This window comes from Kosakonia arachidis, from assembly GCF_900116535.1.
GTDB classification, from domain to species: Bacteria; Pseudomonadota; Gammaproteobacteria; order Enterobacterales; family Enterobacteriaceae; genus Kosakonia; species Kosakonia arachidis.
On sequence record NZ_FPAU01000004.1, the window covers coordinates 524751 to 550743 of the forward strand.

Annotated in this window: 26 protein-coding genes; 15 read left to right on the forward strand and 11 right to left on the reverse strand. The window is 53.0% G+C overall.

Annotated elements, in window-relative coordinates; translation table 11 throughout:
• The first annotated feature begins 10 nt into the window (after window positions 1-10).
• Together bglB and BM427_RS17440 are read left to right on the forward strand one after the other, a co-directional pair.
• On the forward strand, window positions 11-1150 hold the full coding sequence (gene bglB, locus BM427_RS17435) for a beta-galactosidase BglB (protein ID WP_090123631.1): 1140 nt from the start codon (window positions 11-13) through the stop codon (window positions 1148-1150).
• Between the two features lie 258 nt (window positions 1151-1408).
• On the forward strand, window positions 1409-1699 hold the full coding sequence (locus BM427_RS17440) for a hypothetical protein (RefSeq protein ID WP_090123633.1): 291 nt from the start codon (window positions 1409-1411) through the stop codon (window positions 1697-1699).
• 142 nt (window positions 1700-1841) lie between these two features.
• Here BM427_RS17440 and argS read toward each other — a convergent pair whose 3' ends face one another.
• Window positions 1842-3575, reverse strand: coding sequence for an arginine--tRNA ligase (gene argS / locus BM427_RS17445; RefSeq protein WP_090123636.1), 1734 nt, complete (start codon window positions 3573-3575; stop codon window positions 1842-1844).
• Between the two features lie 213 nt (window positions 3576-3788).
• Between argS and BM427_RS17450 the strand changes: the two genes are divergently transcribed.
• Window positions 3789-4349, forward strand: a complete 561-nt coding sequence (locus BM427_RS17450) for a VOC family protein (protein ID WP_090123638.1) — start codon at window positions 3789-3791, stop codon at window positions 4347-4349.
• A 70-nt stretch (window positions 4350-4419) separates the two neighbouring features.
• On the forward strand, window positions 4420-5163 hold the full coding sequence (gene cutC / locus BM427_RS17455; protein ID WP_090123640.1) for a copper homeostasis protein CutC: 744 nt from the start codon (window positions 4420-4422) through the stop codon (window positions 5161-5163).
• 82 nt (window positions 5164-5245) lie between these two features.
• On the opposite strand, the gene cmoB is transcribed toward cutC, so the two are convergent.
• From cmoB to BM427_RS17480, 5 genes are read right to left on the reverse strand one after another with little or no spacing between them, the layout of a single operon-like run.
• Window positions 5246-6217 carry a tRNA 5-methoxyuridine(34)/uridine 5-oxyacetic acid(34) synthase CmoB gene (gene cmoB, locus BM427_RS17460; protein ID WP_090123642.1) on the reverse strand — a complete coding sequence of 324 codons (972 nt, stop codon included), beginning with the start codon at window positions 6215-6217 and terminating at the stop codon, window positions 5246-5248.
• Window positions 6214-6954 carry a carboxy-S-adenosyl-L-methionine synthase CmoA gene (cmoA, locus tag BM427_RS17465; RefSeq protein WP_090123645.1) on the reverse strand — a complete coding sequence of 247 codons (741 nt, stop codon included), beginning with the start codon at window positions 6952-6954 and terminating at the stop codon, window positions 6214-6216. Before cmoA ends, cmoB begins: the two co-directional genes overlap by 4 nt.
• A 39-nt stretch (window positions 6955-6993) precedes the next feature.
• Entirely contained in the window at window positions 6994-7389 is a 396-nt protein-coding gene (locus BM427_RS17470) for an MAPEG family protein (RefSeq protein ID WP_090123647.1), read from the reverse strand.
• 52 nt (window positions 7390-7441) lie between these two features.
• A complete protein-coding gene (locus BM427_RS17475) occupies window positions 7442-8260 on the reverse strand; it encodes a DUF72 domain-containing protein (RefSeq protein WP_090123649.1) in 819 nt (272 codons plus the stop codon).
• Complete coding sequence (locus BM427_RS17480) at window positions 8257-8823, reverse strand: hydrolase (protein ID WP_090123650.1); 567 nt, start codon at window positions 8821-8823, stop codon at window positions 8257-8259. The genes BM427_RS17475 and BM427_RS17480 overlap by 4 nt, the downstream gene beginning before the upstream one ends.
• A gap of 267 nt (window positions 8824-9090) precedes the next feature.
• Here BM427_RS17480 and aspS point away from each other — a divergent pair, with 267 nt between their 5' ends.
• The 4 genes from aspS (at window position 9091) to ruvC (ending at window position 12764) form a co-directional block, all read left to right on the forward strand.
• Entirely contained in the window at window positions 9091-10869 is a 1779-nt protein-coding gene (aspS, locus tag BM427_RS17485; protein WP_090123652.1) for an aspartate--tRNA ligase, read from the forward strand.
• Between the two features lies 1 nt (window position 10870).
• Window positions 10871-11314 (forward strand): dihydroneopterin triphosphate diphosphatase, encoded by a 444-nt coding sequence (gene nudB / locus BM427_RS17490; RefSeq protein WP_090123653.1) that lies wholly within the window; start codon window positions 10871-10873, stop codon window positions 11312-11314.
• 147 nt (window positions 11315-11461) lie between these two features.
• Window positions 11462-12202 carry a YebC/PmpR family DNA-binding transcriptional regulator gene (locus BM427_RS17495; RefSeq protein WP_090123655.1) on the forward strand — a complete coding sequence of 247 codons (741 nt, stop codon included), beginning with the start codon at window positions 11462-11464 and terminating at the stop codon, window positions 12200-12202.
• Window positions 12203-12239: 37 nt separating this feature from the next.
• Window positions 12240-12764: a crossover junction endodeoxyribonuclease RuvC gene (gene ruvC / locus BM427_RS17500; protein ID WP_090123656.1), complete on the forward strand. Its 525-nt coding sequence runs from the start codon at window positions 12240-12242 to the stop codon at window positions 12762-12764.
• Between the two features lie 25 nt (window positions 12765-12789).
• Here ruvC and BM427_RS17505 read toward each other — a convergent pair whose 3' ends face one another.
• Window positions 12790-13608, reverse strand: a complete 819-nt coding sequence (locus BM427_RS17505) for a helix-turn-helix transcriptional regulator (protein ID WP_090123658.1) — start codon at window positions 13606-13608, stop codon at window positions 12790-12792.
• Window positions 13609-13703: 95 nt separating this feature from the next.
• Here BM427_RS17505 and BM427_RS17510 point away from each other — a divergent pair, with 95 nt between their 5' ends.
• From BM427_RS17510 to ruvB, 3 genes are all read left to right on the forward strand, one after another.
• On the forward strand, window positions 13704-14585 hold the full coding sequence (locus BM427_RS17510; RefSeq protein WP_090123659.1) for an SDR family oxidoreductase: 882 nt from the start codon (window positions 13704-13706) through the stop codon (window positions 14583-14585).
• A gap of 99 nt (window positions 14586-14684) precedes the next feature.
• A complete protein-coding gene (gene ruvA / locus BM427_RS17515; RefSeq protein WP_090123661.1) occupies window positions 14685-15296 on the forward strand; it encodes a Holliday junction branch migration protein RuvA in 612 nt (203 codons plus the stop codon).
• Between the two features lie 8 nt (window positions 15297-15304).
• Window positions 15305-16315, forward strand: coding sequence for a Holliday junction branch migration DNA helicase RuvB (gene ruvB / locus BM427_RS17520; RefSeq protein WP_090123663.1), 1011 nt, complete (start codon window positions 15305-15307; stop codon window positions 16313-16315).
• Between the two features lie 84 nt (window positions 16316-16399).
• On the opposite strand, the gene znuB is transcribed toward ruvB, so the two are convergent.
• Together znuB and znuC are read right to left on the reverse strand one after the other, a co-directional pair.
• Window positions 16400-17185, reverse strand: coding sequence for a zinc ABC transporter permease subunit ZnuB (znuB, locus tag BM427_RS17525; protein ID WP_090123664.1), 786 nt, complete (start codon window positions 17183-17185; stop codon window positions 16400-16402).
• Window positions 17182-17937: a zinc ABC transporter ATP-binding protein ZnuC gene (gene znuC, locus BM427_RS17530; RefSeq protein ID WP_090123665.1), complete on the reverse strand. Its 756-nt coding sequence runs from the start codon at window positions 17935-17937 to the stop codon at window positions 17182-17184. The genes znuB and znuC overlap by 4 nt, the downstream gene beginning before the upstream one ends.
• Window positions 17938-18015: 78 nt before the next feature.
• Between znuC and znuA the strand changes: the two genes are divergently transcribed.
• From znuA to lpxM, 3 genes are all read left to right on the forward strand, one after another.
• Window positions 18016-18960, forward strand: a complete 945-nt coding sequence (znuA, locus tag BM427_RS17535) for a zinc ABC transporter substrate-binding protein ZnuA (RefSeq protein ID WP_090123667.1) — start codon at window positions 18016-18018, stop codon at window positions 18958-18960.
• Window positions 18961-18975: 15 nt separating this feature from the next.
• A complete protein-coding gene (mepM, locus tag BM427_RS17540; protein ID WP_090123669.1) occupies window positions 18976-20301 on the forward strand; it encodes a murein DD-endopeptidase MepM in 1326 nt (441 codons plus the stop codon).
• Window positions 20302-20431: 130 nt separating this feature from the next.
• Window positions 20432-21403 (forward strand): lauroyl-Kdo(2)-lipid IV(A) myristoyltransferase, encoded by a 972-nt coding sequence (gene lpxM / locus BM427_RS17545; RefSeq protein ID WP_090123671.1) that lies wholly within the window; start codon window positions 20432-20434, stop codon window positions 21401-21403.
• Window positions 21404-21599: 196 nt separating this feature from the next.
• Here the strand turns inward: lpxM and pyk are convergent, their stop codons facing one another.
• Window positions 21600-23042 (reverse strand): pyruvate kinase, encoded by a 1443-nt coding sequence (gene pyk, locus BM427_RS17550; RefSeq protein ID WP_090123673.1) that lies wholly within the window; start codon window positions 23040-23042, stop codon window positions 21600-21602.
• A 126-nt stretch (window positions 23043-23168) separates the two neighbouring features.
• Window positions 23169-24038, reverse strand: coding sequence for a MurR/RpiR family transcriptional regulator (locus BM427_RS17555; RefSeq protein ID WP_007371592.1), 870 nt, complete (start codon window positions 24036-24038; stop codon window positions 23169-23171).
• Window positions 24039-24381: 343 nt separating this feature from the next.
• Here BM427_RS17555 and zwf point away from each other — a divergent pair, with 343 nt between their 5' ends.
• The gene (zwf, locus tag BM427_RS17560; RefSeq protein ID WP_090123674.1) at window positions 24382-25857 is read left to right on the forward strand and encodes a glucose-6-phosphate dehydrogenase; all 1476 of its coding nucleotides are present in this window, start codon (window positions 24382-24384) and stop codon (window positions 25855-25857) included.
• Window positions 25858-25993 lie beyond the last annotated feature (136 nt).

Here is a 25993-nt window from a genome sequence, read left to right on the forward strand (position 1 = left end):
GGTTAAGAATATGAAGGTTTGGCCTGTCAAACACAGCCCGTTACTGCGTCAGCCGGAGCATTTTATTGCCCGTGATGAATTGAAAGCGTTGATTCGCAGGGTTACGCACAACCTGGTCAACATTCACGATACTACTGGCGAATTTTTACTCCGGCTGGATGATGGCCGCGTGATTGACACCAAGGGCTGGGGGGGCTGGGAGTGGACGCACGGCGTCGGGCTGTACGGGATGTATCAGTATTATCGCCAGACCGGAGATGAGACGACTCGCGAGATGATTGATAGCTGGTTCACTGACCGTTTTGCGCAAGGGGCAACCACCAAAAATGTCAACACCATGGCGCCGTTCCTGACGCTGGCGTACCGCTATGAAGAGACGCGCAATCCAACGTACTTGCCGTGGCTGGAGAGTTGGGCAGAGTGGGCGATGAACGAAATGCCACGCACCGATCACGGTGGCATGCAGCACATTACGCTGGCGGAAGAGAATCATCAGCAGATGTGGGATGACACCCTGATGATGACAGTACTGCCGTTGGCGAAGATCGGTAAGTTGCTCAATCGCCCGGACTATGTGGAAGAGGCGGTCTATCAGTTCCTGTTGCATGTGCAAAATTTAATGGATCGAGAAACCGGGTTGTGGTTCCACGGCTGGAACTACGAGGGGCAACATAACTTTGCCAAAGCACGATGGGCGCGCGGCAATAGCTGGCTGACTATCGTGATTCCGGATTTTCTTGAGCTGGTGGATATACCGGAAAATAACGCGGTGCGCCGTTATCTGTTGCAGGTGCTGAATGCACAAGTCGCCGCGCTGGCGAAATGCCAGCATGAAAGCGGGCTGTGGCATACATTGCTGGACGATGCCGATTCCTATCTGGAGGCTTCGGCTACGGCAGGGTTTGCTTACGGCATTTTGAAAGCGCTACGTAAACGCTATATCAGTGCTGATTATTCTGAGGTGGCAGAAAACGCGGTCAAAGCGATCGTTGGCAATATTTCGCCGGAAGGAGAGCTGTTGCAGGTTTCGTTCGGCACCGGCATGGGCAGTAACCTGGAGTTCTACCGCCAGATCCCACTCACCTCTATGCCATATGGTCAGGCTATGGCCATGCTCTGTCTGACGGAATATTTGCGTAAATATTTCTGAGCCTGCTATGCGTAAACTAAAAACCGCTCCTGCTTATGGTGAGTGGTTTTTTCTTATCTGGAATAATCTGCTCCTGTTTTTATGCGGGTGAAAATAATAAACCTGACTGTAATTATTAAGAAAACTCATTGGATGAGTAATTGAATTATTTATTCGGCATTAATGAAATTGTGATTAAGCACACACTGTATGGATTCTGTATTGTCTACTTTTAATTGGTGTTTGAGATTTGTCTGCTATGTAAACACGGAGGTGAAAATGGGTGAAATAGTGGGTGGCTATGTTATTGACCCTGCGGTCAACCTCAATGAAAAGAGAATGACGAACGAGCAGCTATCCCGGTTTATAACCGCGTTTGAAGGGATTGTTGGCGCGAAATATTTGCCGCTTATATATATTGGTAGCCAACGAGTTACGGGCTATTTGTACGCTTACATCGCGCAACGTACTTTTATTTATTCCCATTCAGTAGAGGTGACCCTTGTCAAGGTCGTTATTCATGAGTCATTTGACAATCAATTAACTATCCACTCAATTAGTGAGATCTGAACCTTATTATCGCCATGATAGTGTTTATTCGTTGAGATAAATGTTCTTTTATTGTTAACTCTGTCATTTATTGTTATGCGCGTCTGCTCAATCTTATCCAGAGTGTAACAAAAAGTCCGCCTCCGGTGAGGCGGACGGTTTTTTACATTCTGTCGACGGTTTCAATACCCAGCGTATCCAGCCCCAGCTTCAGCGTTTTCGCCGTTAGCAGCGCCAGTTTCAGACGGCTGTTACGCACCTCTTCATTCTCGGCGGAGAGAATCGGGCAGTGCTCATAGAAACCGGAAAACAGACCTGCCAGATCGTACAGGTAGGCACACATCACGTGCGGTGTCCCTTCACGAGCCACAACGTTTAGCGTTTCTTCAAATTGCAGTAGTCGAGCGGCCAGTTGTGATTCGCGTTCTTCGGCGATGGTAACCAGTGCATTCTCCAGCACGCTCTCTTCAATACCCGCTTTGCGGAACACGGAGAGTACGCGCGTATAGGCATACTGCATATATGGCGCGGTATTGCCTTCAAACGCCAGCATGTTATCCCAGTCGAAAACGTAGTCGGTGGTACGGTTCTTCGACAGATCCGCGTATTTCACCGCACCGATGCCCACCGCGTTGGCCAGTTTTTCCAGCTCGTCTGCCGGCATTTCCGGGTTTTTCTCAGCAACCAGGCGGCGTGCACGCTCCAGCGCTTCATCCAGTAGATCGGCGAGTTTTACCGTACCGCCAGCACGGGTTTTAAACGGTTTACCATCCTTGCCCAGCATCATGCCGAACATATGGTGCTCCAGTGGCACAGAATCCGGCACATAACCGGCTTGACGCACAATAGTCCACGCCTGCATCAGATGCTGGTGCTGACGAGAATCAATGTAGTAGAGCACACGATCGGCATGCAACGTTTCATAACGGTATTTGGCGCAGGCGATATCGGTCGTCGTGTACAGGTAACCACCATCCTTCTTCTGGATGATAACCCCCATCGGTTCGCCTTCCTTGTTTTTGTACTCATCAAGGAACACTACGGTGGCACCTTCACTTTCTACCGCCAGGCCTTTCGCTTTCAGGTCAGCAACGATGCCAGGTAGCATCGGGTTGTAGAGGCTTTCCCCCATCACATCTTTGCGCGTCAGGGTAACGTTTAAACGCTCATAGGTTTTCTGGTTCTGACTCATTGTGATGTCGACCAGTTTGCGCCACATTTCACGGCAGTATTCATCGCCACCCTGCAGTTTCACCACGTAGCCGCGCGCGCGTTCCGCGAAGGCGGCATCTTCGTCGTAATGTTTTTTCGCTTCGCGGTAGAAACCTTCCAGATCTGCCAGCGCCATTTCTCCGGCGTTTTCCTGCTGCTTCAGCTCGAGATACGCAATCAGCATGCCGAACTGGGTGCCCCAGTCGCCAACGTGGTTCGCGCGAATAACGTTGTGGCCGAGGAATTCCAGCGTACGTACGGAGGCATCGCCAATGATAGTTGAGCGTAGATGGCCAACGTGCATCTCTTTCGCCACGTTTGGCGCAGAGTAGTCAACCACAATGGTCTGCGGCTGCGGTTGTGTTACGCCCAGACGTTCAGATTTTAGTGCCTGATTAACGTGCGCCGCGAGAAATTCCGGCGCGAGGAAGATATTGATAAAACCCGGCCCGGCGATTTCAACTTTGTTGGCAATCCCGTCGAGTGATAGATGAGACAGAACCTGCTCAGCCAGTTGTCGCGGCGCCATACCCAGCTTTTTAGCCACTGCCATTACACCGTTAGCCTGATAGTCGCCAAACTGGACTTTCGCTGACTGACGAACCTGTGGTTCGCAATCGGCAGCAGCACCTGCCGCAATCATGGCTTGACTGACTTTTTCTGAGAGAAGAGCCTGAATATTCACCGGGATACCTTACGTTTATGACGCGACACAAGTGGGCGCGTCCGGGTGTTCATTAAAGGCGGGAGTATACTGCAATTGCCCGTTGGCGTCAGCACCGCGTCGCGCGTGGTCTGTGCAGAAAATCATCCACCGGTGCACAGAAGGCCAGCCAGTTGGTTAGTGGCGTATAACACGGTAGATTATGCGCTTTGCGACAACATATGGGCACGGCTTATGAACAACTGGCAAGAAATTGAAGAACTGCAGGATATTGTTGCGGATCTACCGCGTTTTCGCGACGATTTGCGGGCGCTAACCACGAGATTAGGGCTGGCGATTGCGCCGCTTCATGCTGACCATATTTCTCTGCGCTGCCACCAGAACACTACGGCGGAGCGCTGGCGACGCGGATTTGAACAGTGCGGTGAATTGCTATCGGAAAATATCATCAACGGACGTCCGATATGCTTGTTTAAATTGCATCAGCCGCTGCATGTGGAGCACTGGGCATTTACGGTGATTGAACTGCCGTGGCCGGGCGAGAAACGCTATCCGCACGAAGGCTGGGAGCATATCGAAATTGTTCTGCCAGGCGAGCCAGAAGCTCTGAATGCTCGTGCACTGGCGCTGCTGGCTGATGAGGGGTTAAGCCAGCCGGGTATCGCCGTGAAAACCAGTTCGCCAAAAGGGGAACGCGAACGTTTGCCAAACCCAACGCTTGCGGTAACCGACGGCAAAGTGACGGTGAAATTTCACCCGTGGACCATTGAAGAGATTGTTGCCAGCGAGCAGTGACGCTCGCAGGTGTGAAGGCGCGCAGATTCGCCGTTATATAAGCGTGTCATGATGAACAAATGGAGGAGCTATGGCCTTACTGGAAATCTGTTGTTACGGCGTTGATGACGCATTGATCGCCCAGCAGCAAGGCGCTGATCGCATCGAGTTTTGCGCGGCACCGAAAGAGGGCGGGTTAACACCTTCTGCCGGTGCGCTGAAAAGCATCCGTCATCGAGTGACGATTCCGGTGCATCCAATTGTTCGCCCGCGCGGCGGCGATTTTTGTTACCGCGCCGATGAATTCACCGCCATGCTGAACGATATCCATCTGCTGCGTGAACTCGGTTTTCCCGGCCTGGTAACCGGGGTGCTGAACGAGGATGGCCTGGTCGATATGCCGCGCATGCGGGAAATTATGTCGGCTGCACAGGGGATGTCGGTGACCTTTCATCGTGCCTTCGATATGTGCGCCAACCCGCAGCAGGCCTGCGATGCGCTCACAGAATTAGGCGTTGTTCGTATTCTCACTTCCGGTCAGCAGGCATCGGCGGAAAAAGGACTTTCATTAATTAGGGAACTTAATGCCCGCTCTGGTGCTCCAATCATTATGGCTGGTGCTGGTGTGCGTCCGCAAAACCTGGAAATCTTTCTGGAGGCGGGGGTGAAAGAGGTTCACAGCTCAGCGGGACGCTGGTTCGCGTCACCAATGCGTTATCGCAATAGTGGATTATCGATGTCGTCGGATGCCCGGGCGGATGAATATGCCCATTACGGTGTTGACGGCGCGGCAGTGGCGAAGATGAAGCAGATTATTGCGCTTCAGCGCCCGTAACAGTTTTTACCGCGCATCATGTCGCCCAATATGATGCTTGCTCGTACCAGGCCCCTGCCATTAACAGGGGCCTTTTTTTATCTTATGGTTTACGGGCAACCAGCACGGCGCGCAGTGGCGCCGGATAGCCCTCGATGGTTTTCGTGCTGTCATGCGTATCAAGGAAATCCGCCAGCGATTCGGTCACCATCCACGATGTACGGCGCTGCTCCTCAGTGCTGGTAACGCACATATCGGCGATACGCACATCAACAAAACCGCATTTCTCAAGCCAGTTTTTCAGCGCCAGTGCAGAAGGAATAAAGTAGACGTTGCGCATTTGCGCGTAGCGATCGCCCGGAACCAGGACGGTATGCTCATCACCTTCAACTACCAGTGTTTCCAGAACCAGCTCACCCTCTTTAACCAGCTGATCTTTCAGTTGCCACAGATGTTCCAGCGGTGAACGGCGGTGATAAAGTACGCCCATCGAAAATACGGTATCGAACGCATTCAGCGCCGGAAGTTGCTCAATCCCCAACGGCAACAGATGCGCGCGGCGATCGTCTCCCAGCAACTTACGTACCGCTTCGAACTGACATAAAAAAAGTTGCGTCGGATCGATCCCGACTGCCAGCGATGCTCCGGCACCAATCATGCGCCACAGGTGATAACCGCTGCCGCAGCCGACATCGAGAATGGTACGTCCGCGTAAGTCTGACAAGTGCGGCAGCACGCGATCCCACTTCCAGTCAGATCGCCATTCGGTATCAATATCAATGCCATACAGGGAAAATGGCCCTTTGCGCCACGGCATCAGGTTACGCAGCAGCGTTTCCATGCCCTTGAGCTGACCGGCGCTCAGCGGCTCATCACTTTGCGCCGTCACGCCGTTGAGCAGATCCAGTTTTGTAGGTGTAAGCTGCGGTAGAAATTCGACCGCATTGTTCCACTGTTTAAACTGCCCGTGCAGTGTCTGATTCTGCCAGGCGGAAATTTGCGGCGGCAGCGTGTCGAGCCAGTGCGCTAACGGGCCAACGGCAATTTGCTGATAAAAACGGCCAAACTCGATCATGCCTTCTCCGCCTTCAGGGCGACCAGTGAACCGAAGTTAAAACACTGGAACCACAATTCGCTATGTTCAAACCCGGCACTATACAGGCGTGTTTTATGCGCCTCGACGGAATCGGTCAGCATAACGTTTTCCAGCATGCTGCGTTTCTGGCTGATCTCCAGCTCGCTGTAGCCGTTGGCGCGTTTAAAGTCGTGATGCATATTGAACAGCAGCTCGCCGACAGTGTTATCTTCAAAACTGAATTTTTCCGACAATACCAGCGCGCCGCCCGGATTCAGCCCCTGATAGACCTTTTGCAGTAGCTTCAGGCGATCGTCCGGCTCAAGAAATTGCAGTGTAAAGTTGAGCACTACCATCGAGGCATTTTCGATCTGAATATTGCGAATATCGCCTTCGATCACCTCAACGGGTGTCGGCGCTTTGTAGGCGTCAATATGGCGGCGGCAGCGTTCGACCATCGCTGGTGAGTTATCCACGGCAATAATTTTGCAGCCATCCTGATGAATGTTGCGGCGTACCGATAGCGTGGCGGCACCGAGTGAACAACCGAGATCGTAAACCTGCGTGGCGGGCTGCACGAAGCGCTCTGCCAGCATGCCGATCATCGAAATAATATTGGAGTAACCCGGTACGGAACGCTGGATCATATCCGGGAAGACTTCGGCTACCCGTTCGTCGAAAGTCCAGTCACCCAGGCTGGCGATAGGCGCAGAAAAAAGCGTGTCGCGGTGAGACATAGTGTAAATATCCGGGAAAACAAAGGGGCGTATTGTGCGCTAATGCAGGGAGAAAACCAACTCCCACGGCATATACCACAGATTGGCCAGCACCATCAGTATCAGCGAACAAAAAGTTGCATCCATACCCGAACGACGCCAGCGAACCAGCCGATGGTGGTACCCGTAATAATGCATCAGGCGGCCGCCAATCAACATTAGTCCGCAGATATGCACCATCCAGGTTTGTGCGCCGTCCATCTCCATCAACAGTAACAGCAGCAGCGCGACGGGAATATATTCCACGGCATTACCATGAATGCGTATCGCGCTTTGCAGTTCACTGAACCCTCCGTCGCCATAACTGACGCGGTACTGCGAACGCAGGCGGATAACATCAAAAGAAAATTTCAGCAGTAACAATGCACCCAGCACGGCGTAGAGCGCGCTAACCATACTAACTCCCTTTACAATGATGGCGATGGCTTATCAATGATAGGTGCTTCACTCAAAAAAGAGAAGATTGCAGCGGCAGGGAAGGTGCCGCACCAATACCGGGGATGGCGGCGTAAAGGTCCTGCCACAGCGTCTCAACCAGTTCGGGGGCCTGGGCGATATCCGGGGTATGCAGGAAAAGATACGGTGTGGTGGTTTGCTCCCATAGCGGCAACTTTTCCAGCCAGACGGCAAAAAGCTGCCGATTCTGTGCCATATTGTCGCTACCGATGAAACGCACCATGGGATGATGGGCGGTGACCAGCGCATGTACCGGCACTTTCGGTTTTTTGCGCTGGGCTTCAATCACTGCCTGGCTGTGCGCAATTGCGCTGTGCACTGGACGGCTATCGAGGATCACGCGGTTGACGCCGCGAGCATGCAAACCCTGGTTAAGGGCTTTCTCCTCTTCGCCTTTGGCGAAAAAAAGCGGGTGGCGCACTTCAACGCCGTAAGTAAATTCCGTGGGAAGTGCATCGAGAAAAGCCCACAGAGCAGGCAAGTCATGCGGTGAGAAAACGGCCGGAAGCTGTAACCAGTACTGGCCTATTCGCTTTGCTAACGGCGACATGCGGCTGAAAAATTCCGCTGTCAGGTCGTCGCAATGGCGTAGTGCTGCCTGGTGCGAAATGGTGGCCGGAAATTTAAAACAGAAACGAAAATCATCATTGGTCTGGGTGTACCAACGCGCGACGACCTCCGCTTTAGGGAGCGCATACAGCGTGGTGTTGCCTTCAACACAGTTGAAGTGGCGGGCATACGCCTCAAGACTGTTAATGCCAAGGCGCACCCATTTTGGGTGCGCCCATTGCGGCAGGCCGACATACATCATAACGCGCTAAGGATCTCGTTCGTACTGCGCACGCGGCTGATCCGCGGGAAGATATTTTTCATGCTGGCCTGATGCTGTTCGGCATTCGCCGCGCTGCAAGCATCTTCAGCAAGCACCAGCGAGAAGCCAAGTTCCCAGGCATTACGGGCGGTTGATTCCACCCCGATATTGGTGGAAATGCCGCATAGCACGATAGTGTCGATACCGCGACGGCGAAGCTGCAGTTCCAGATCAGTGCCGTAAAAGGCGCCCCACTGACGTTTGGTTACTTCGATATCGCTCTCTTTTTTCCCCAGCGCCTGTGGGTAAACCCACCAGTTCTCTGGCAGTGCATGACCGCCCGTCGCAGCGTCAACGGGTTGTTTCAACGCTTCGGCGAAATCAGCTGACCAGCCCACTCGCACCAGCACAACAGGTGCACCGTTTGCGCGAAATTTTTCCGCCAGAGCAGCGGCGCGTTTTACCACGTCCTGTGCCGTGTGAGGACCACCAGCGAAAGGCAGAATCCCTTCCTGTAAATCGATCACCACCAGAGCGGTTTTCTCAGCATTAAGCTTCAGCATCATAACTCCTGAAAAATGAATGACGTCGGTGGATACCTTACGCGTTCTGTGTGTCTGCGCGGTGTACAAATTTTGTTAAATTTTGTGAGAATGCGCAATAAGCGCGCAGCAAACGTGCGTACAGTCAGTAGCGGGCTTATCGTTGGTCAGAATTTCCAGTATAATAACCCCCTTTTTTCATCCAGTAGTGACATACGAAAATAGCTGCCACCAGAATGCCTGCCGCGCAGGTGACAGGTCGCGCGCAGCTAAGTTAAGGGATATCTCATGCGTACAGTATATTGCGGGCAGCTCAATCAGTCCCATGTGGGACAGCAAGTAACGCTTTGTGGGTGGGTCAACCGTCGTCGTGACCTTGGCAGCCTTATCTTTATTGATATGCGCGATCGTGAAGGTATCGTGCAGGTGTTTTTCGACCCGGACCGTCAGGATGCGTTCCAGCTCGCTGCTGAACTGCGTAATGAATTCTGTATTCAGATTACCGGTACCGTCCGTGCCCGTGACGCGAAAAACGTCAACAAAGATATGGCTACCGGTGAAGTTGAAGTGTTTGCCACTGAACTGAACATCATCAACCGTTCCGACGTGTTGCCGCTGGACTCCAACCACGTCAACACGGAAGAAGCACGTCTGAAATATCGCTACCTCGATCTGCGTCGTCCAGAAATGGCGCAGCGCCTGAAAACCCGTGCGAAAATCACCAGTTTCGTGCGTCGCTTTATGGACGATCACGGCTTCCTCGATATCGAAACGCCGATGCTGACCAAAGCCACGCCGGAAGGTGCACGCGACTACCTCGTACCTTCTCGCGTTCATAAAGGCAAATTCTACGCGTTGCCGCAGTCTCCTCAACTGTTCAAACAGCTGCTGATGATGTCCGGTTTCGACCGTTATTATCAGATAGTCAAATGCTTCCGTGACGAAGACCTGCGCGCTGATCGTCAGCCGGAATTTACCCAGATTGATGTGGAAACCTCTTTCATGACTGCGCCGCAGGTGCGTGAAGTGATGGAAGCGTTAGTGCGTCAACTGTGGCTGGAAATCAAAGGCGTTGATCTGGGCAATTTCCCTGTCATGACCTTTGCTGAAGCAGAGCGCCGTTATGGTTCTGATAAACCGGATCTGCGTAACCCGATGGAGCTGGTGGACGTGGCTGACCTGCTGAAAGCAGTCGAATTTAAAGTCTTCTCCGGCCCGGCAAATGATGCAAAAGGCCGTGTTGCCGCGCTACGTGTGCCAGGTGGCGCACAACTTAGCCGTAAACAAATTGACGACTACGGCAAATTTATTGAAATCTACGGCGCGAAAGGCCTGGCGTACATCAAGGTCAATGAAGCGGCGAAAGGCCTGGAAGGCATCACCAGCCCGGTGGCCAAGTTCCTGAATGCTGAAATTGTCAGCGCGATCCTTGAGCGCACCGGCGCGCAGGACGGCGACATGATTTTCTTCGGCGCGGACCACAAGAAAGTGGTTGCTGATGCGCTGGGCGCGCTGCGTCTGAAACTCGGCAAAGATCTGAACCTGACTGACGAAGCGAAGTGGGCCCCGCTGTGGGTTATCGACTTCCCGATGTTTGAAGATGACGGCGAAGGCGGTCTGACGGCGATGCACCATCCGTTCACCTCGCCGAAAGACATGAGCGCTGCCGAGCTGAAAGCGGCCCCGGAAGATGCGGTGGCTAACGCCTACGACATGGTGATCAACGGTTACGAAGTGGGCGGTGGTTCTGTCCGTATCCACCGCGGCGAAATGCAGCAGACTGTGTTCGGCATCCTGGGGATTAACGAGCAGGAACAGCGCGAGAAGTTCGGCTTCCTGCTGGATGCGCTGAAATACGGTACGCCGCCGCATGCGGGTCTGGCATTCGGTCTGGATCGTCTGACTATGCTGCTGACCGGTACCGATAACATTCGTGACGTTATTGCGTTCCCGAAAACCACGGCGGCGGCTTGCCTGCTGACTGAAGCGCCGAGTTTTGCTAGCCAGGCCGCGCTGGCGGAACTGGGCATTGCGGTGGTCAAAAAAGAGACCCCGGAGAATAAATAAGATGCCATTCAAGCATCCCGTTTCCGTGCTGGTGGTGATTTACGCGCAGGACACGAAACGGGTGCTGATGTTGCAGCGACGCGACGACCCCGATTTCTGGCAGTCGGTAACCGGCAGCCTGGAAGCAGGGGAGAATGCAACGCAAGCCGCCCTGCGTGAAGTAAAGGAAGAGGTCGAAATCGATGTTGTCTGCGAACAACTGACCTTAGTCGACTGTCAGCGCACGGTGGAGTATGAAATCTTTAGTCATTTACGTCATCGCTATGCGCCGGGCGTAACGCACAATACCGAATCCTGGTTTTGTCTTGCGCTGCCCCATGAACGTCCGATTGTTTTTACCGAACATCTGACGTACCGATGGCTTAATGCCCCCACAGCGGCGGCATTAACCAAATCGTGGAGCAACCGGCAGGCGATTGAAGAATTTGTTATTAACGCCGACTAAATTTCCCCGGAATTTTAGTTCTCAGAAAGGCGGCAAAGCCGGACGCTGCCAGAAGCTTACTTCGGTAAGTCACTGGTGCGGATGGGGAAGCCAACATTACCTGAGGGCTGAAAGGCGAAGGGAAATGGCTTTATTGGAGAGTTTTTTATGGCAGGTCACAGTAAATGGGCCAACACCAAACACCGCAAAGCAGCACAGGATGCCAAGCGCGGTAAGATCTTTACCAAAATCATTCGCGAGCTGGTTACGGCTGCCCGTCTGGGCGGCGGCGATATCGGTTCCAACCCGCGTCTGCGCGCGGCGGTGGATAAAGCGTTGTCCAACAATATGACCCGCGACACCTTAAACCGTGCTATCGCGCGCGGTGTGGGCGGCGATGACGATTCGAATATGGAAACCATCATTTATGAAGGTTATGGCCCTGGCGGCACCGCGGTAATGGTTGAATGTCTGAGTGACAATCGCAACCGTACCGTTGCCGAAGTGCGTCATGCTTTCAGCAAATGTGGTGGTAACCTGGGGACTGACGGTTCTGTGGCTTATTTGTTCAGCAAAAAAGGCGTTATCTCCTTTGAAGCGGGCGACGAAGACACCATCATGGAAGCGGCACTGGAAGCCGGTGCTGAAGACGTGGTGACCTTTGATGACGGTGCTATCGACGTCTACACTGCGTGGGAAGAGATGGGTGCCGTGCGTGATGCACTGGAAGCGGCTGGCCTGAAAGCGGATAACGCTGAAGTGTCGATGATTCCGTCAACCAAAGCAGATATGGATGCAGACACAGCGCCGAAACTGCTGCGTCTGATCGATATGCTGGAAGATTGCGACGACGTACAGGAAGTCTACCATAACGGTGAGATCTCCGATGAGGTTGCGGCGACACTGTAATGTCGCTGACTAAACCACCCCTGGCCGGAGGCGCATAATGGCGATTATTCTCGGTATTGACCCGGGTTCGCGCGTCACCGGTTACGGTGTGATCCGCCAGACAGGAAGGCAACTGACCTACCTCGGCAGCGGCTGCATTCGCACGAAGGTCGAGGATTTACCGTCGCGCCTCAAGCTCATTTATGCAGGCGTGACGGAAATCATCACCCAGTTTCAGCCGGATTTTTTCGCCATCGAACAGGTGTTTATGGCGAAAAATGCCGATTCAGCGCTGAAACTTGGGCAGGCGCGCGGTGTGGCGATCGTTGCCGCCGTTAATCAGGAACTCCCCGTTTTTGAGTATGCTGCCCGTCAGGTCAAACAGACGGTTGTCGGTATTGGAAGCGCCGAAAAAAGCCAGGTGCAGCACATGGTGCGAACCTTGCTGAAACTTCCGGCCAATCCGCAGGCGGATGCCGCTGATGCGCTGGCGATTGCCATTACGCATTGCCATATCAATCAGAACGCCTTGCAGGTGAGCAGCAGTACACGGCTTAATCTTGCTCGCGGAAGATTACGTTAAAAAGCGCCAGTTAATGGCGCTTTTTTTATAACAGTGAGCGGATTTTTTGCGCATCCTCTTCATTCGATGGGTTATAGACCACCATCGTCAAATCGGGTTGTCCTTCAACAGAAAAGCTCGAATACTCCAGCGACAACTTGCCGACATTCCTGTGCAACAGAATTTTAGTGCCTTCTCCCATCCCGCCAATATTATTGCTTTGCCATAGCTCGGCAAATTCAGGAGAGGCTGAACTCAGCTCTTCTACCAGAGGGCGGATCTCCGCCGATGCTCCTGCACGGGTTGCATCGGCACGAAACGCCGCTACCAGATAGCGCGCCAGTGCGTACCAGTCGCTTTGGGCTGCGCGAGCCTGCGGATTAAGGAAAATACGGCGCAGAATATTTCGCTCCTGTGCGGGCAATGTGGGGTAATCGGATAAAACCACGGTGGCCGCTTTGTTCCATGCCAGCACATCCCAGGTGGCATTACGGATCAATGCCGGGCTGATGGGCATACAGTCCAACACCTTTTGCAGCCTTTCGGTGACTGTGCCGGTCGCCGCGTAATGTATGCCCGGCGCGCGCCCGAGAGCAAGGTGAAAAACATGCTCCCGTTCCCGTTCGGAAAGGCGCAACGCCTGACAAATTCTGTCCAGCACTTCTGCGGATGGTGTGCCGCCGCGTCCTTGTTCAAGCCAGGTATACCAGGTAGCACTAATACAGGCCAGATGTGCGACTTCTTCCCGCCGCAGCCCCGGAGTGCGTCGGCGTGCGGTGTGAAATCCCAGCGCGTTGGGATCCAGCTGTGCACGGCGGGATTTCAGGTAACTGCCCAGATCTTTTGGCTGTGTAACGCTCTGCATCCTGTTAGTCCTTATACCACGATAAAGTCACTACTTTTCTCTATTACGGATATTTATAAGGATAACGGCGCGAGTCAACATAAGGAGGCACACGCATGCATGTTTTTCTGACTGGCGCGACCGGATGGGTCGGCGCAACAGTGGCGGCAGAATTACTGGCCGCCGGGCATCAGGTAAGTGGCCTGGTGCGAAATGTAGACAAGGCGCAGGCACTGCTTGCCGCTGGCGGGCAAGTGGTTCACGGGACGCTGGACGATCACGATATTCTTCTTGCTGCGGCAGCGAAAGCCGATGCTGTGATCCACACCGCGTTCAATCATGATTTTTCACGCTTTGCACAGAATTGCGTGCAGGATCAACGCGCCATTGAAGTCCTGGGAGAGGCGTTACTCGGCTCCGAGCGTCCGCTATTAGTAACTTCGGGGCTGGCAAGGCTGGTGCAGGGGCGCCCGGCAACGGAAGCAGACAAACCGGCTGAAGGGCCGGACTATCTTCGTCGTTCCGAACAGGCGGCGCAGATGCTGGCTGAAAAAGGCGTACGCGCGGCGAGTATCCGTCTGGCGCCTACCGTACATGGCATCGGCGATCACGGCTTTGTACCCATTTTGATCGCACTGGCAAAAGAAACCGGTGTTGCTGGCTGGCCTGCAGAGGTGAACAATCACTGGGCGGCGGTACACCGCATTGATGCAGCGAAAGTCTATCGGCTGGCACTGGAAAGCGGCGTGACACAGCCGGTTTACCACGCGGTTGCGGAGGAGGCGATTGCCATGCGTGATATCGCCATTGCCATCGGCAAAATGCTTGGTTTACCAGCCGAACCGCGTGAAGCCGCACATTTTGGCTGGTTCGCTAATTTTGCGGCCGGGGAGATGTCAGCATCAAGCGAACAGACGCGCAAAGTGCTGGGCTGGCAGCCAACGCAGCGTACGTTGCTAGACGATCTGGACGATGAAGCGTATTACGCCAATTCCTGAACCGCGCTCGTGCTTTTCTTTCCATATTCGGCTGGATATCTATCCAGCCTTTTTTTATGATACAGCATTACACCTTAGCCCATAGCGCAGGAGCGTCACGTGATAGGCAGACTCAGAGGCATTATTGTAGAAAAACAACCCCCATTGGTTCTGCTGGAAGTGGGAGGCGTGGGCTATGAAGTGCACATGCCGATGACCTGTTTTTATGAATTACCGGATGCCGGTAAAGAGGCGATGGTTTTCACCCAGTTTGTGGTGCGTGAAGATGCGCAACTGCTGTACGGTTTTAATAATAAACAGGAGCGCACGCTGTTTCGCGAGCTGATCAAAACAAATGGCGTTGGACCGAAACTGGCGCTGGCGATTTTGTCCGGCATGTCGGCACAGCAATTTGTTAACGCCGTCGAACGGGAAGATCCGGCCGCGCTGATCAAATTGCCAGGTATCGGTAAAAAGACCGCAGAGCGCCTGATTGTCGAAATGAAAGATCGCTTTAAAGGTCTGCATGGCGATCTCTTCACACCGGCGGCCGATCTGGTTCTTACCTCTCCAGCCAGCCAGGCGACGGACGACGCAGAGCAGGAAGCAGTTGCCGCGCTGGTGGCGCTGGGATATAAACCTCAGGAAGCCAGTCGGATGGTTAGCAAGCTTGCCCGCCCGGATGCCAATAGTGAAACCCTGATCCGTGAAGCGCTGCGCGCGGCGTTGTGAGGTAGAGGATGATTGAAGCAGACCGTCTGGTAGCTCCAGCCAGTACTGATGTGGAAGAAGTTGTGGATCGCGCTATTCGTCCGAAAATGCTCGATGAATATATCGGCCAGCCGCAGGTTCGTTCGCAAATGGAGATTTTTATCCAGGCGGCAAAACTGCGCGGCGATGCGCTCGATCATCTGCTGATTTTTGGTCCTCCTGGCCTTGGGAAAACCACGCTGGCGAATATTGTCGCCAACGAAATGGGTGTTAATTTGCGCACCACTTCTGGTCCGGTGCTGGAAAAAGCGGGCGATTTGGCAGCGATGCTCACCAACCTCGAACCGCACGACGTACTGTTCATTGATGAAATTCACCGTCTTTCACCGGTGGTGGAAGAAGTGCTCTATCCGGCGATGGAAGATTACCAGCTCGATATCATGATCGGTGACGGTCCGGCGGCGCGTTCCATCAAGATCGATCTTCCACCTTTTACGCTGATTGGCGCGACAACGCGCGCGGGGTCACTGACTTCACCGCTGCGTGACCGTTTTGGCATTGTGCAGCGACTGGAGTTTTACCAGGTGGCCGATTTGCAACATATTGTCGGTCGCAGTGCCCGTTATATGGGTCTGGAGATGAGCGAAGAGGGCGCGCTGGAAGTAGCGCGTCGTTCTCGCGGTACGCCGCGTATCGCCAACCGCCTGCTGCGCCGCGTGCGCGATTTTGCCGAAGTGAAACATGATGGCGATATTACGGCTGAAATCGCGGCGAAAGCACTGGATATGCTGAACGTCGATGCGGAAGGGTTTGACTATATGGATCGCAAACTTCTACTGGCAGTGATTGATAAATTCTTTGGCGGTCCCGTCGGGCTGGATAACCTCGCGGCGGCAATAGGCGAGGAGCGGGAAACCATTGAGGATGTGCTGGAACCGTATTTAATTCAGCAAGGTTTTTTACAGAGGACACCGCGTGGGCGTATGGCGACAGTGCGGGCCTGGAACCACTTCGGCATCACGCCCCCGAAAATGCCATAAACAAAAAGGCCGATAGCCGCTGCTTCCGGCCTTTTACGTCAGTGGCGGTTGCGGATGATTTCACCCGGCTGCGCATGCTAATACTTAGTTAACGGGTTTTCTGGTCATGCTGAAGATAAACAGCAGCGCTGCGCACAGCACGACCGACGGGCCTGCTGGCGTATCATAGAAGGCGGAGAAGGTCAGACCGCCGGTCACCGCAATCATCCCAACGCCTACGGCAACCGCCGCCATTTGCTCTGGCGTTCGCGCGAATCGACGCGCTGTCGCTGCCGGGATAATTAACAGTGAAGTGATGATCAGCGCACCGACGAATTTCATGGCGACACCAATAGTCAGGGCAGTAACCAGCATCAGCAACAGTTTAACGCGTTGCAGTTTTACGCCGTCAACAAATGCCAGCTCCGGACTGATGGTCATCGACAGTAGGTTACGCCACTGCCAGAGCAGGATCGCCAGTACCACCACCACGCCAGAAGCAATGACAACCAGATCGTCCGGCGTCACCGCCAGCAGATCGCCAAACAGATAGGCCATCAAATCGACGCGAATGTTCGACATCAAGCTGACCACGACCAGCCCGAGAGACAGTGCACTATGCGCCATTATGCCGAGCAGAGTATCAATCGCCAGTTGCGGTCTTTTCTCCAGCCACACCAGACCGGCTGCCAGCAGTAACGTCACAGCAATAACAGCGTAGAATGGATTCACATCCAGCAGAAGACCAAATGCAACACCCAGTAAAGAAGCATGCGCCAGCGTATCGCCAAAATAGGACATCCGTCGCCAGACAACAAATGAGCCCAGCGGCCCGGCAGCACAGGCAAGCATGATCCCGGCCAGCCAGCCGGGCAGTAAGAATTCAATCATGATTGTCCATTACCCTGGCGCAGAACAATGCGGCCCTGCAGATCGTGGCGGTGGTTATGGTTATGGCGATAAATGCCAAGCTGTTCCGCACCGCGATGCCCGAACATAGAGATAAACTCCGGATGCATGGAAACCACTTCTGGTGTACCTGAACAGCAAATATGATGATTAAGGCACAGGACTTCATCCGTTTTCGCCATCACCAGATGCAGATCGTGGGAAACCATCAGTACCGCACAGTCGAGCTCTTTTCGCAGTTGATCTATCAGATTGTAGAGCGCAACCTGGCCATTGACGTCTACGCCTTGGGTTGGTTCATCCAACACTAAAAGCTGCGGGCTATTAAGCAGGGCGCGAGCCAGTAAAACACGCTGCGTTTCACCTCCGGAAAGCTTTTGCATCGGTGCATCCACCAGATGGGCAGCCTGAACGCGTTTCAGCGCCGGAACAATTTCGTCTTTGAGGGTGCCGGGGCGCAAACGCATAAAGCGGCCTACCGTCAGCGGCAAGGTGGCGTCAAGATGCAATTTTTGCGGCACATAGCCGATACGCAGGTTCTTTTCACGCTTGATCATCCCCGCATCCGGTGCTATCAGGCCCAGCACTGCGCGCACCAGTGTAGATTTACCCGCACCATTAGGGCCGAGTAATGTTAAAATTTTTCCAGCGCGTAAGTTGAGCGAAATGTCAGAAAGGACGCGCCGTTGGCCAAACGCAACGGTGACATTGTCGAGCGTTACAAGATTCGTCATAGCATTTAACAGGTTGCACAAGTTGTCGGATGTTATAATATCACACCCCACATACTCATTACGATGAACAGTTGCATTATGTTACATAAAAATACGCTTCTTTGCGCAGCGCTTTCTGCTGCACTTCTCGTCGGTACAGCACAAACCGCTAATGCTGCTGTGGTGGCTTCACTCAAACCGTTGGGTTTTATCGCTTCTGCCATTGCCGACGGGGTGACGACTACCGAAGTACTGCTGCCAGATGGTGCATCCGAGCATGATTATTCACTGCGTCCTTCAGATGTAAAACGCTTACAAAACGCGGACTTAGTTTTTTGGGTCGGACCGGAGATGGAAGCCTTTATGGCGCGGTCTGTACAACAAATCCCTGAGCAGAAACAGGTGACGATGGCCGGGCTTGCCGGTGTAAAACCGTTGCTGATGAAAGGGGCCGATGAAGACGAGCATGATCAGGGTGAAGAGCACCACGACGGCGAAAAAAGTGATGAACATCACCATCACGGCGATTACAACATGCATCTGTGGCTTTCTCCAGAGATTGCACGGCTGTCGGCGGTTGCAATCCACGATAAATTAGTGGAAGTTATGCCGCAAAGTCGAGCCAAGCTTGACGCCAACTTGCAGGCCTTTGAGGCATCATTAGCCCAGGCGGATAAGCAAGCTGGTAACGAGCTGGCACCGCTGAAAGGGAAGGGGTATTTCGTTTTTCATGACGCCTACGGCTACTTTGAAAGGCACTACGGGCTGACCCCATTGGGGCACTTTACCGTCAATCCCGAAATTCAGCCGGGTGCGCAGCGTTTACATGAAATCAGAACACAGTTGGTTGAGCAAAAAGCCACGTGCGTTTTTGCTGAGCCGCAGTTCAGGCCAGCGGTCGTTGAAGCTGTTGCCAGAGGGACATCCGTTCGAATGGGAACGTTGGATCCACTTGGAATCAGTATCAAGTTAGGCAAAGAGAGCTATCCGCAGTTCCTTGCCCAACTGACTCACCAGTATGCGAGCTGCCTGAAAGGAGAATAACGAGGAAGTGAATACGTGCAACAGATAGCCCGCTCTGTCGCCCTGGCATTTAACAGCCTGCCACGACCCCACCGTGTCATGCTGGGGTCGCTTACAGTTCTCACACTCACGGTCGCTGTCTGGCGGCCTTACGTTTATCACCCCGAAGCCACAACCCCAATCGTGAAAGCGATTGAACTGCCGAAAAATGAAATCCGCTCGTTGCTGCCGGAAGCCAGCGAACCTATCGATCAAACCACTTCTGATGATGTGGATGATATCCCGCAAGATGAACTGGATGATAAAACCGCTAATGACGTTGGCGTTCACGAATATGTGGTTTCTACCGGTGATACGCTCAGCAGTATCCTCAACCAGTACGGCATTGATATGGGCGATATCAGCCAGCTAGCTGCGGCCGATAAGGAACTGCGTAATCTGAAGATAGGTCAACAACTTTCATGGACGCTCACCGCGGATGGCGATCTTCAGCGCCTGACGTGGGAGATGTCCCGCCGCGAAACCCGCACGTATGACCGCGTAGATGGCGGGTTTAAAATGAGCAGCGAGATGCAGCAGGGAGACTGGGTCAATTCAGTGATGAAAGGCACGGTTGGTGCCAGCTTCGTCGCCAGCGCTCGTGACGCCGGTTTAACCAGTGCTGAAGTAAGCTCCGTGATCAAAGCGATGCAGTGGCAGATGGATTTCCGCAAGCTGAAAAAAGGCGATGAATTTTCCGTGTTGATGTCCCGCGAAATGCTGGAGGGTAAGCAGGAACAGAGCCAGTTAGTCGGCGTTCACCTTCGTTCTGACGGAAAAGATTACTACGCCATTCGCGCCGAAGACGGCAAATTTTACGATCGCAATGGTAGCGGGCTGGCAAAAGGTTTTATGCGCTTTCCGACAGCGAAACAGTTTCGCGTCTCGTCAAACTTTGATCCACGCCGTCTGAATCCGGTTACCGGACGCATTGCACCGCACAAAGGCGTCGATTTTGCTCTGCCGCAAGGTACGCCGGTGCTTGCTGTTGGCGATGGTGAAGTTGTGGTGGCGAAACGAAGTGGTGCAGCGGGAAACTACATTGCTATCCGCCATGGGCGTACTTACACAACCCGTTACATGCATCTGCGTAAATTGCTGGTAAAAGCGGGTCAGAAAGTGAAGCGCGGCGATCGTATCGCTTTGTCAGGTAACACCGGACGTTCTACCGGGCCGCATTTGCACTATGAAATGTGGATAAACCAACAGGCTGTCAACCCGTTAACGGCAAAACTGCCACGCACTGAAGGGCTGACCGGTTCGGATCGTACGGATTATTTGACGCAGGTGAAAGAAGTTATCCCGCAATTGCGTTTTGACTGATTCGCTTAATAAATATGCGTTCAAAGCCGGTGCCTGTTACGCGCCGGCTTTTTCTTTTGTGCGAAAGATAACGCCTCGCTACACTATCTCCTTATTCTGAGTGACTTGATTTCTGGCTTGCGGACGATGCATGGAAACGAAAAAAAATAACAGCGAATATATTCCGGAGTTCGAAAGTGAATTCCGTCACCCGCGCAACTGGGGCGCATGGCTGGGCGTACTGGCATTTGCTGGTGTAGCGCTGGTTCCTCCGTCGGTACGCGATCCCCTGTTGGGAAAACTGGGTCGTCTGGCCGGAAGATTTGGCAAAAGCGCGCGTCGTCGCGCGCAGATCAATTTGCTCTATTGTTTTCCTGAAAAAAGCGAAGCCGAAAGGGAAGCCATCATAGATGACATGTTTGCTACTGCGCCACAGGCAATGGCCATGATGGCGGAGCTGGCGATCTGTGGGCCGGAAAAGGTATTACCGCGCATTGAGTGGCAGGGCAAAGAGATTATTGATGAATTGCAACGTAACAACGAGAAAGTGATTTTTCTCGTGCCACACGGTTGGGGCGTGGATATTCCGGCGATGCTGATGGCTTCGCAGGGGCAGCAGATGGCTGCCATGTTCCATAATCAAGGCAATAAAGTCTTTGATTATGTCTGGAATACCGTGCGTCGTCGTTTTGGTGGGCGTTTGCATGCGCGCAACGATGGTATTAAGCCTTTTATCCAGTCAGTGCGCCAGGGTTACTGGGGCTACTATCTGCCGGATCAGGATCATGGTGCGGAGCACAGCGAGTTTGTCGATTTTTTTGCCACCTACAAAGCAACACTTCCGGCTATTGGCCGCCTGATGAAAGTCTGTCGCGCACGTGTTATACCGCTGTTCCCGGTCTATGATGCCAGAACCCATCGTCTGATTATCCAGGTGCGGCCGCCGATGGATGATTTGCTAACAGCGGATGACAACACGATTGCCCGGCGCATGAATGAAGAGGTTGAGGTGTTTGTCGCGCCTCGTCTGGAGCAGTACACCTGGATCCTGAAGTTGCTGAAAACGCGCAAACCCGGTGAAACAGAGCCTTATAAACGCAATGAACTGTTTCCGAAGAAATAAAAAGGCCTCTTCAGCGAAATTATATCCGTCAGTTAAGCATTTTAATGAATATAAATTCATCATTATGCTTAGGGGAAAACGAAGGAATCAGGTTTTCAACCCTGTTTTACTTCATCAGAAGCCCGAATTCTCGGGCTTCATTTCCTTAAGTGACCGGCATTATCTTCAGCGGGAGGCCTTTTGTTCTGTTTGCTGATTATTCGACAGTCAGAATTCGCGTGGTGTTGGTGCTGCCCACAGTGCTCATCACGTCACCCTGCGTCACGATCACCAGATCACCGGAAAGCAGGTAGCCTTTGTCACGCAGCAGGTTAACGGCATCGTTAGCTGCTGCTACGCCTTCATTAACGCTGTCGAAGTATACCGGCGTTACGCCACGGTAGAGCGCTGTCAGGTTCAGGGTTCGCTCATGGCGGGAGAGGGCGAAAATTGGCAGACCGGAACTGATACGTGAGGTCATCAGGGCGGTGCGTCCAGATTCGGTCATGGAGATGATAGCGGTTACACCTTTCAGGTGGTTGGCCGCATACATCGCCGACATCGCGATTGCTTCTTCTACGTTGTCGAACTGAATATCGAGGCGGTGTTTAGAGACATTGATGCTTGGGATCTTTTCCGCGCCCAGACAAACGCGCGCCATTGCCGCTACTGTTTCAGACGGATACTGACCGGCAGCGGTTTCCGCCGAGAGCATCACGGCATCTGTACCGTCTAGCACGGCGTTAGCTACGTCCATCACTTCTGCACGGGTTGGCATCGGGTTGGTGATCATCGACTCCATCATCTGCGTGGCGGTGATCACCGCACGGTTCAGTTGACGGGCACGGCGAATCAGCGCTTTCTGAATACCGACCAGTTCCGGATCGCCGATTTCAACGCCGAGATCGCCGCGGGCGACCATCACGACATCAGAAGCAAGGATCACATCGTCCATCGCGTCCTGATCGCAAACAGCTTCCGCACGCTCGACTTTCGCTACGATCTTCGCATCGCAACCTGCATCGCGTGCCAGACGGCGGGCGTAATTCAGGTCTTCGCCGCAACGCGGGAAAGAGACAGCCAGATAATCAACGCCGATCAGCGCTGCAGTAACGATATCCGCTTTGTCTTTCTCAGTCAGGGCTTCAGCGGAGAGACCGCCGCCCAGCTTGTTGATGCCTTTGTTGTTGGAGAGCGGTCCGCCGACAGTCACTTCGGTGAACACTTTCATACCCTGAACTTCCAGTACTTTCAGCTGTACGCGACCATCGTCGAGCAACAGGATATCGCCCGTCACCACGTCGGCTGGCAGGCCTTTATAATCGATGCCGACTTTTTCCTTGTCGCCTTCGCCTTTACCCAGGTTAGCATCGAGAAGGAATTTATCGCCAACGTTCAGGAAAACTTTGCCTTCCTTGAAGGTGGAAACGCGAATTTTGGGACCCTGCAAATCGCCAAGGATAGCAACATGACGTCCCAGTTTTGCCGCAATCTCACGCACCTTATCTGCACGTAATTTATGATCTTCAGGTGTTCCGTGTGAGAAGTTCATACGCACCACGTTAGCGCCAGCAGCGATAACCTTCTCAAGGTTGTTATCGCGGTCAGTAGCCGGGCCTAAGGTGGTTACGATTTTGGTCCTGCGAAGCCTTCTGGACATGTAATACTCCGTTGACTGAAACAACTTGGTGTTGCGTGAACATGAATTCGGCCATTTAGCGCCCCGCTGTGAAGGGCAATGCGCCTGACCGAACAGCGTAAGAGGTTACCGCTTTGTTATTAACTATTAGTGGTTATCGCTTTTGATAAGCAGCTCCTTATCAAAGCGCGATTCTTTCAGCGCTTCTTTGACTCGCTTCAAGTTATCCCTGAATTTTGCGCCGCGGCGTAAGGTAAAACCGGTGGCCAGCACGTCAATGACGGTCAGTTGCGCAAGTCGGGAAACCATGGGCATATAAATATCAGTATCTTCCGGTACATCAAGCGTGATAGCAAGCGTGGCCTCGCGCGCAAGCGGCGTCCCTGCAGATGTCAGGGCAATTACCATGGCGTCGTTTTCACGCGCCAGTTGCGCAAGTTCAACGAGGTTTTTTGTTCTTCCGGTATGGGAAATCAGCACAACCACGTCATCATCGCTACAATTCATACAACTCATGCGTTGCAGCACGATGTCGTCTGAGTAAATCACCGGTACGTTGAAGCGGAAAAATTTGTTCATGGCGTCGTGCGCAACGGCGGCAGACGAGCCGAGACCGAAAAATGAGATTTTTTTCGCCTGGGTTAACAGATCGACGGCGCGATTGACGGCAGCCATATCCAGTGACTGCCGGACATGATCGAGGCTGGCCATTGCCGACTCAAAGATTTTTCCGGTATAGGCTTCTACGCTGTCATCTTCGTCAACATTTCGATTAACATAGGGCGTTCCATTGGCGAGACTTTGCGCCAGATGCAACTTGAAGTCCGGGAAACCACGAGTATCAAGGCTGCGGCAAAAACGGTTCACCGTCGGTTCACTGACGTCTGCTTCCTGTGCCAGCGCAGCGATGCTGGAGTGGATGGCCTGGTCCGGAGCGGCGAGGATGACTTCCGCGACCTTCCGTTCAGATTTGCTAAGATGTTCCAGCCGTGACTGGATTTTTTCCAGCATATTCATGGGTTATAAAGCGCTCATGGTGAAACGATTACACTGTTAGATGGAATCGTAATGCGTTTTAATCAGATATTAACCCCGCGGGAAGCAGAAAGGTAAGTGATGATGAGAAATGATGTTGTTTTTTTTCATTACATGATCAGAGTCAGATTTTATCGTTTGTTTCCAGGGCAAATATCCGGCTTTTTCAGGGCGAAATAACAGATTTTATGTCACAACAAAATAACGCACGTCCTGACAATGCGTAACAGTTTCGGGAATTACGTAAACGCAGTACAGTGTACTGTAATAAAATTACAACCAGGGCCTGGCTAACGCTCCAGGACAGCCAACTGAGGAGATTGACATGGCGGTAGTACAAACAGCCCAGGCGTGTGACCTGGTCATTTTCGGCGCGAAAGGTGACCTCGCGCGCCGAAAATTGCTGCCTTCACTGTATCAACTGGAAAAAGCGGGCCAGATCCATCCGGATACACGTATCCTGGGGGTTGGTCGCGCCGAGTGGGATAAGGAAGCCTATACCAAGGTTGTTCGTGAAGCGCTTGAAACCTTCATGAAGGAAAAAATTGACGAAAGTCTGTGGGATAAGCTAAGTGGTCGTCTGGATTTTTGCAATCTGGATGTTAACGAAACCTCCGCATTCAAACGTCTTGGCGCGATGCTGGACCAGAAAAATCGTACTACAATCAATTATTTTGCCATGCCACCGAGCACCTTTGGGGCCATCTGTAAGGGGCTGGGTGAAGCCAAACTGAACGCGAAACCGGCGCGTGTTGTGATGGAAAAGCCGCTGGGTACATCGCTTGCAACATCACGGGAAATTAACGACCAGGTGGGTGAGTTTTTCGAAGAGTGCCAGGTATACCGCATCGACCATTATTTGGGTAAGGAGACGGTACTTAACCTGCTGGCACTGCGTTTTGCCAACGCCTTGTTTGTTAACAACTGGGACAACCGCACCATCGATCACGTGGAAATTACCGTGGCGGAAGAGGTCGGTATCGAAGGCCGGTGGGGCTATTTTGACCAGGCCGGGCAGATGCGCGACATGATCCAAAACCACCTGTTGCAGATCCTCTGCATGATTGCCATGTCGCCGCCGTCCGATCTGACCGCGGACAGTATTCGTGATGAAAAAGTGAAAGTGCTGAAATCATTGCGCCGCATCGATCGTGCCAACGTGCGCGAAAAAACCGTGCGTGGCCAGTACACCGCCGGGTTTGCGCAAGGCAAAAAAGTGCCGGGTTATCTGGAAGAAGAGGGGGCGAACAAATCCAGTAATACCGAAACGTTCGTCGCTATCCGAGTCGATATCGATAACTGGCGCTGGGCTGGCGTGCCGTTCTATCTGCGCACCGGTAAACGTCTGCCAACCAAATGTTCAGAAGTTGTGGTCTACTTTAAAACGCCAGAGCTGAACCTGTTCAAAGAGTCCTGGCAGGATCTGCCGCAGAACAAACTGACCATTCGCCTGCAACCGGATGAAGGTGTGGATATTCAGGTGCTTAACAAGGTTCCTGGCCTGGATCATAAACACAACCTGCAAATTACTAAACTCGACCTGAGCTACTCCGAGACCTTTAATCAAACGCATCTTGCTGATGCTTACGAGCGCCTTCTGCTGGAAACTATGCGTGGTATTCAGGCCCTGTTCGTGCGTCGTGATGAAGTGGAAGAAGCCTGGAAATGGGTCGATTCCATCACCGAAGCGTGGGCAGCAGACAACGATGCGCCGAAACCGTATCAGGCGGGTACCTGGGGACCTGTTGCATCGGTGGCGATGATCACCCGCGATGGCCGTTCATGGAACGAGTTTGAATAATTTTCTGGCGGGAAATGTTATCTCATTTTACCGGTAACATGATCTAACACAGATAACAGGATAATTTTTCACCTTTCAGGCCCCGACTGGATTCACCAGCGGGGCTTTTTTTATTACACTGGCTGAAGCGATTTTG

Bases quoted from the DNA above. Each gene is read 5' to 3' on its own strand.
- cutC (WP_090123640.1), top strand. From the start codon at position 4,420: ATGGCCTTACTGGAAATCTGTTGTTACGGCGTTGATGACGCATTGATC.
- cmoB (WP_090123642.1), bottom strand. From the start codon at position 6,217: ATGATCGAGTTTGGCCGTTTTTATCAGCAAATTGCCGTTGGCCCGTTA.
- pyk (WP_090123673.1), bottom strand. From the start codon at position 23,042: ATGTCCAGAAGGCTTCGCAGGACCAAAATCGTAACCACCTTAGGCCCG.
- znuA (WP_090123667.1), top strand. From the start codon at position 18,016: ATGTTACATAAAAATACGCTTCTTTGCGCAGCGCTTTCTGCTGCACTT.
- BM427_RS17440 (WP_090123633.1), top strand. From the start codon at position 1,409: ATGGGTGAAATAGTGGGTGGCTATGTTATTGACCCTGCGGTCAACCTC.
- znuC (WP_090123665.1), bottom strand. From the start codon at position 17,937: ATGACGAATCTTGTAACGCTCGACAATGTCACCGTTGCGTTTGGCCAA.
- znuB (WP_090123664.1), bottom strand. From the start codon at position 17,185: ATGATTGAATTCTTACTGCCCGGCTGGCTGGCCGGGATCATGCTTGCC.
- BM427_RS17480 (WP_090123650.1), bottom strand. From the start codon at position 8,823: ATGCTGAAGCTTAATGCTGAGAAAACCGCTCTGGTGGTGATCGATTTA.
- BM427_RS17475 (WP_090123649.1), bottom strand. From the start codon at position 8,260: ATGATGTATGTCGGCCTGCCGCAATGGGCGCACCCAAAATGGGTGCGC.
- ruvC (WP_090123656.1), top strand. From the start codon at position 12,240: ATGGCGATTATTCTCGGTATTGACCCGGGTTCGCGCGTCACCGGTTAC.
- aspS (WP_090123652.1), top strand. From the start codon at position 9,091: ATGCGTACAGTATATTGCGGGCAGCTCAATCAGTCCCATGTGGGACAG.
- bglB (WP_090123631.1), top strand. From the start codon at position 11: ATGAAGGTTTGGCCTGTCAAACACAGCCCGTTACTGCGTCAGCCGGAG.
- BM427_RS17505 (WP_090123658.1), bottom strand. From the start codon at position 13,608: ATGCAGAGCGTTACACAGCCAAAAGATCTGGGCAGTTACCTGAAATCC.
- lpxM (WP_090123671.1), top strand. From the start codon at position 20,432: ATGGAAACGAAAAAAAATAACAGCGAATATATTCCGGAGTTCGAAAGT.
- BM427_RS17470 (WP_090123647.1), bottom strand. From the start codon at position 7,389: ATGGTTAGCGCGCTCTACGCCGTGCTGGGTGCATTGTTACTGCTGAAA.
- ruvB (WP_090123663.1), top strand. From the start codon at position 15,305: ATGATTGAAGCAGACCGTCTGGTAGCTCCAGCCAGTACTGATGTGGAA.
- nudB (WP_090123653.1), top strand. From the start codon at position 10,871: ATGCCATTCAAGCATCCCGTTTCCGTGCTGGTGGTGATTTACGCGCAG.
- zwf (WP_090123674.1), top strand. From the start codon at position 24,382: ATGGCGGTAGTACAAACAGCCCAGGCGTGTGACCTGGTCATTTTCGGC.
- BM427_RS17495 (WP_090123655.1), top strand. From the start codon at position 11,462: ATGGCAGGTCACAGTAAATGGGCCAACACCAAACACCGCAAAGCAGCA.
- cmoA (WP_090123645.1), bottom strand. From the start codon at position 6,954: ATGTCTCACCGCGACACGCTTTTTTCTGCGCCTATCGCCAGCCTGGGT.
- BM427_RS17510 (WP_090123659.1), top strand. From the start codon at position 13,704: ATGCATGTTTTTCTGACTGGCGCGACCGGATGGGTCGGCGCAACAGTG.
- BM427_RS17450 (WP_090123638.1), top strand. From the start codon at position 3,789: ATGAACAACTGGCAAGAAATTGAAGAACTGCAGGATATTGTTGCGGAT.
- BM427_RS17555 (WP_007371592.1), bottom strand. From the start codon at position 24,038: ATGAATATGCTGGAAAAAATCCAGTCACGGCTGGAACATCTTAGCAAA.